This is a genomic window from Methylophaga sp., assembly GCF_965655755.1.
GTDB lineage: Bacteria > Pseudomonadota > Gammaproteobacteria > Nitrosococcales > Methylophagaceae > Methylophaga.
Genome location: NZ_CBFHHW010000022.1, coordinates 1 through 4,201, shown reverse-complemented (window position 1 = coordinate 4,201; position 4,201 = coordinate 1). Strand labels below are relative to the sequence as shown.

The 4,201-nt window shown below is 46.8% G+C and carries 5 protein-coding genes, 1 other RNA gene and 1 pseudogene; 4 read left to right on the top strand and 3 right to left on the bottom strand.

From position 1 onward, the window contains the following. Positions 1 to 107, top strand: a pseudogene (locus ACTF5U_RS08360) (ABC transporter permease); the annotation flags it as partial. Continuing rightward, the gene (locus ACTF5U_RS08355; protein WP_438971174.1) at positions 100 to 921 is read left to right on the top strand and encodes a ferritin-like domain-containing protein; all 822 of its coding nucleotides are present in this window, start codon (positions 100 to 102) and stop codon (positions 919 to 921) included. The pseudogene ACTF5U_RS08360 and the gene ACTF5U_RS08355, both read left to right, overlap by 8 nt. On the opposite strand, the gene ACTF5U_RS08350 is transcribed toward ACTF5U_RS08355, so the two are convergent. The 3 genes from ACTF5U_RS08350 to ACTF5U_RS08340 are packed head-to-tail and all read right to left on the bottom strand — an operon-like array spanning position 918 to position 3,046. Then, entirely contained in the window at positions 918 to 1,229 is a 312-nt protein-coding gene (locus ACTF5U_RS08350) for an RnfH family protein (protein ID WP_438971173.1), read from the bottom strand. The genes ACTF5U_RS08355 and ACTF5U_RS08350 overlap by 4 nt on opposite strands. After that, a complete protein-coding gene (locus ACTF5U_RS08345) occupies positions 1,216 to 1,656 on the bottom strand; it encodes a type II toxin-antitoxin system RatA family toxin (protein WP_438971172.1) in 441 nt (146 codons plus the stop codon). Before ACTF5U_RS08345 ends, ACTF5U_RS08350 begins: the two co-directional genes overlap by 14 nt. Positions 1,657 to 1,678: 22 nt before the next feature. Continuing rightward, positions 1,679 to 3,046 carry a sodium-dependent transporter gene (locus tag ACTF5U_RS08340; RefSeq protein ID WP_438971171.1) on the bottom strand — a complete coding sequence of 456 codons (1,368 nt, stop codon included), beginning with the start codon at positions 3,044 to 3,046 and terminating at the stop codon, positions 1,679 to 1,681. A 134-nt stretch (positions 3,047 to 3,180) separates the two neighbouring features. Between ACTF5U_RS08340 and smpB the strand changes: the two genes are divergently transcribed. Both smpB and ssrA read left to right on the top strand, forming a co-directional pair. Further along, positions 3,181 to 3,660, top strand: coding sequence for an SsrA-binding protein SmpB (smpB, locus tag ACTF5U_RS08335; protein ID WP_438971209.1), 480 nt, complete (start codon positions 3,181 to 3,183; stop codon positions 3,658 to 3,660). A 57-nt stretch (positions 3,661 to 3,717) separates the two neighbouring features. After that, positions 3,718 to 4,075, top strand: a transfer-messenger RNA (tmRNA) gene (gene ssrA / locus ACTF5U_RS08330). The last annotated feature ends 126 nt before the right edge of the window (positions 4,076 to 4,201 follow it).

Here is a 4,201-nt window from a genome sequence, read left to right as displayed (position 1 = left end):
TAGTCAGGGCCATGGTTTTCCTGGGGTCGGTGCTTTACATCGTCGGACTGTTATTGACCGATATTTCCTACACGTTGGTGGATCCAAGAGTCCGGTTAGATGGGTAAAGCTATATCCATTCGGGAAGAGGCACTGGCCTGCTTATTAATAGCTGATCCCTGGCAAAAAGCGCAGGCGACCCAAGCATTACATAACGCAGCCAAAACGCAGGGTATTTCGCTCAGCCGACAGCAATTGGATGTACCCGATGTACCAGGCAGACCTGAACGGCCTCAACTAGTCTCACCACGAGATTTGCCGCGGCGACGAAATAACCAACAAACGGGTCATGCAACGCTGATCCATGCGATATGCCATATTGAGTTCAATGCGATTAATCTGGGGCTGGATGCACTTGCCCGCTTTGCTGATATGCCTGAAGCGTATTATCACGACTGGTTACAGGTCGCCTATGAAGAATCAACCCATTTTGAAATGCTGGATACGCATTTAAAAACGATGGGGTTTAGTTATGGTGATTTTCCGGCCCATGACGGCATGTGGGAAATGGCGCAGAAAACGCATCATGATCCACTCACACGGATGGCATTAGTGCCTCGAGTGCTCGAAGCGCGGGGTCTTGATGTGACACCCTCAATGATGAACAAGCTGCGTAAGTCGGGTGATTTTCGCGCTGTTGAGATTCTGGAGCTGATTCTGCGTGAAGAAGTCGGGCATGTAAAAGTCGGTACAGACTGGTTTAACTTTCTCTGTAAACAGCGAGATAGGGACCCGTTTACCACGTTTAAAGAATTGCTTGAAACCTACTTTAACGGCGAAATACGAGGCCCATTTCACACCGAAGCCCGCCTTGAAGCCGGTTTTACCAATGATGAAATGACATTACTTGAATCTCAAGCGGTGTATAAACGCAGAGCTTAGTCCTTAGCGGCTTTGTTTTTCTTCGCCATTTCCGCTTTCTGACGACGTGATTCTTTTGGATCGGCAATCAAAGGCCGGTAAATCTCTATCCGATCTTTATTTTTAAGGTTGGCATTCAATTTACACATTTTGCCAAAGATACCGACTTTGTCGGTTGCCAGATCAATCTGTGGGTAACGTTCAAGAATGCCTGAGCGTTTAATAGCGTCTTCGACAGTGCTGTCTGAGGGAACTTCAACTTCCAGAATGAGTTGTTCATCAGGCAAGGCATACGCTACCTCAATCAGCATATGTTCATTGTTTTCCATAGATTTCCTGAGCACGTTTACAAAAGGCGTCGACAAGAGAGCCGGATATTTGAGTAAAGACCGGACCTAAAGCCAGATCCAACAGACGGGTAGAGAATTCAAAGTCCATATCAAGCTGTACCCGACAGCCTTGATTGTCTCCGATAGGTTTGAATTGCCAATGCCCTTCGAGGTGACGGAAAGGGCCATCAATCAACTCAATACGAATAGCGTTGCCGTGGTCAAGCACATTGCGGGTAGAAAACTCATGGTGAATCCCCCCTTTAGCAATATCGAGAGACGCACAGATAACATCTTCGTTTTTACTCAGGATGCGACTGTTACGGCACCAGGGTAAAAAACGGGGATAGGCTTCTACATCGTTGACCAGATCAAACATCTGATCCGGTGTGTACATCACCAGAGAACTTCGAGTTATGGTTGTCATTGAGTCAGGTTAGCTTCCCAGTTTATCCAAACAGACCAATCAGGTTGGCAAATATGATGATGATCGCGGTCGGCGTGACATAACGAATCAGCATAAGCCAGAACTTAAAGGCAAGACCATTGCCCATGGCCAGCTCGTCTGCTGCACTGTTCGGTTTCATTATCCAGCCAGCAAATAAGGCTATCAAAAGGCCGCCCAAAGGCAACATGATATTCGCTGTCAGATAGTCAAGCAAGCCAAATGCAGTCTGCCCGAAAAGTGTCCAGTTTTCACCGATATTGAATGAGAACACAGTGAGCAAGCCAAACAACCAAATTGTGGCGCCGGAGAAAAGGGCAGCATTCAATCGTTTCATTCCTTTATTTTCCACCAGCCATGCCACGATGGGTTCTACCAGAGAGATCGCCGAACTCCATGCTGCAAAGACCAGTAACAGGAAGAAAATGCCCCCAAAGAACTGACCGCCCGGCATATGGCCAAAGGCGATAGGTAAAGTCTGGAAAATCAAACTGGAACCTTGTCCCGGCTCCATCCCATTCGCAAATACCAGCGGGAAGATAGCGAGTCCTGCTAACAGCGCCACACTGGTATCCATAATCGAAATAGTCACAGAGACTTTAAAGATAGAAGTGTTTTTTGGAAGATAAGAGCCATAAACCATAATGGCACCCATACCCAGACTCAACGTAAAAAAGGCATGGCCCATGGCGATGAGAATGCTGTTGGCGGTGAGTTTTGAAAAGTCGGGGTCAAACAGAAAATGCACACTACGAGTGAACGCCTCACCTGTGTTGGCGGCATAGCCAACCAACATCACCAAAATGATGAACAAAGCCGGCATCATGATGCGTACTGACTTTTCCAGCCCTCGTTGAACACCACGTGTAACGACGAACACGGTAAAAAGCATAAAGATGGTATGCCAGGCTAACAGGCGTTCTGGATCAGAAACCAAAGCACTGTGAATACTTGCCGCACCATCGGGGGTCACACCCTCAAAAATGCCGAAAAAGGTTCGCGGAATGTAAGCCATAGCCTGACCCGCGATAACACTGTAATAAGAAAGAATAAAAAAGCCGGCCAAAATACCCATGGCACCAAGCCATTGCCAGTGTGTAGACTTTCCTTCCTCTTCAGCCAGTGATCGCAGACTGTTCATCGGGTTTTGTCGACCACGACGGCCTATCAAAACCTCAGCCATCATGAGCGGGATACCGATAACGGCAATGCAGGCCAAATAGACAAGAACAAAGGCGCCACCACCATTCTCACCTGTGATGTAGGGGAATTTCCATATATTGCCAAGCCCTACCGCTGAACCTGTAGCAGCTAGAATAAATGCCCAGCGTGTCGTCCATTCGCCATGTATCGACGTTGAAGGTCTTGCCATGTTGACGTCCTGATTAATGCAAATTGCTTTGATTGTAACCAGAACTCTGCTAAATCAACAAACTAGAGTTCGATCACAGTTTAAAAAATAGAGAAATAAATGAAGATACAGGCTAAAGGCTTTATAATATGGGGATGGCAGTTAAAAAGAATAAAAAGAAATCAGACGATAATACGATTGCGGTGAACCGCAAAGTGCGTCACGACTTTTTTATCGAAGATCGATTCGAGGCGGGACTGGTTCTGGAAGGTTGGGAAGTCAAAAGTCTCCGCGACGGCAAGATTCAGCTTAATGAAAGCTACATACACGTCCGTAACGGCGAAGCCTGGCTGGCAAATGCCTTGATTACCGCGCTTAAAACAGCATCAACGCATATCAGACCCGAAGCGCAGCGGGACAGAAAGCTACTCCTGCATCGCAAAGAGCTGAGTAAGTTAATTGGCTCGGTTGATCGCAAGGGCTACACCTTAGTGCCATTAAACATGTATTGGAAAAAAGGCATGGCGAAAGTACAAATCGCTCTGGCCAAAGGTAAACAATTACATGACAAGCGGGCAACAGAAAAAGAGCGCGATTGGAATCGTGATAAAGCCCGTATTCTGAAAATGAAATAAACAACGCTGGCTGAGAAACTCACACTTCTTTATAATGTCAGATGTTATAACGCTTTAGGGGGCGACCTGGTTTCGACGGGGATGACAAAACCTAAGGTGCATGCCGAGTATTCCAGTTCTCTCGTAAAAAAGATTGGAAAAAATTTAGTTGCTAACGATAACAACTACGCACTAGCTGCTTAAGAACCAGTGAATGCCGTTCGACCAGATCCGTGCTTGTGCGTCTGGTATCGAGCGTCGACTCTCACAAGATCGTCCTGACGTATGCTTGGTACAGATGGATTAAAACTTTATCAAGATCGCTCTTTGTTTTCCCTGTTCATCGGGTAGCATTGAGTTAAATTAATAGATGAAATAAGCATGTAGATCCGAGGGCGGAGTATCTGCGGACGCGGGTTCGATTCCCGCCGCCTCATGGGACACCATGTGGTTAAGGTCAGCCAAGCATTCTCAATACTACTGCCAATTTAATATGGTCTTTGGTGTAACACCCTTAGGTCAGAGAAGGTCCGAGCTTCAAGTCCAAACTCAGTGTGACGTC

Coding starts and splice junctions, on each gene's coding strand:
- ACTF5U_RS08355 (WP_438971174.1), top strand. CDS start 100: ATGGGTAAAGCTATATCCATTCGGGAAGAGGCACTGGCCTGCTTATTA.
- ACTF5U_RS08350 (WP_438971173.1), bottom strand. CDS start 1,229: ATGGAAAACAATGAACATATGCTGATTGAGGTAGCGTATGCCTTGCCT.
- ACTF5U_RS08345 (WP_438971172.1), bottom strand. CDS start 1,656: ATGACAACCATAACTCGAAGTTCTCTGGTGATGTACACACCGGATCAG.
- ACTF5U_RS08340 (WP_438971171.1), bottom strand. CDS start 3,046: ATGGCAAGACCTTCAACGTCGATACATGGCGAATGGACGACACGCTGG.
- smpB (WP_438971209.1), top strand. CDS start 3,181: ATGGCAGTTAAAAAGAATAAAAAGAAATCAGACGATAATACGATTGCG.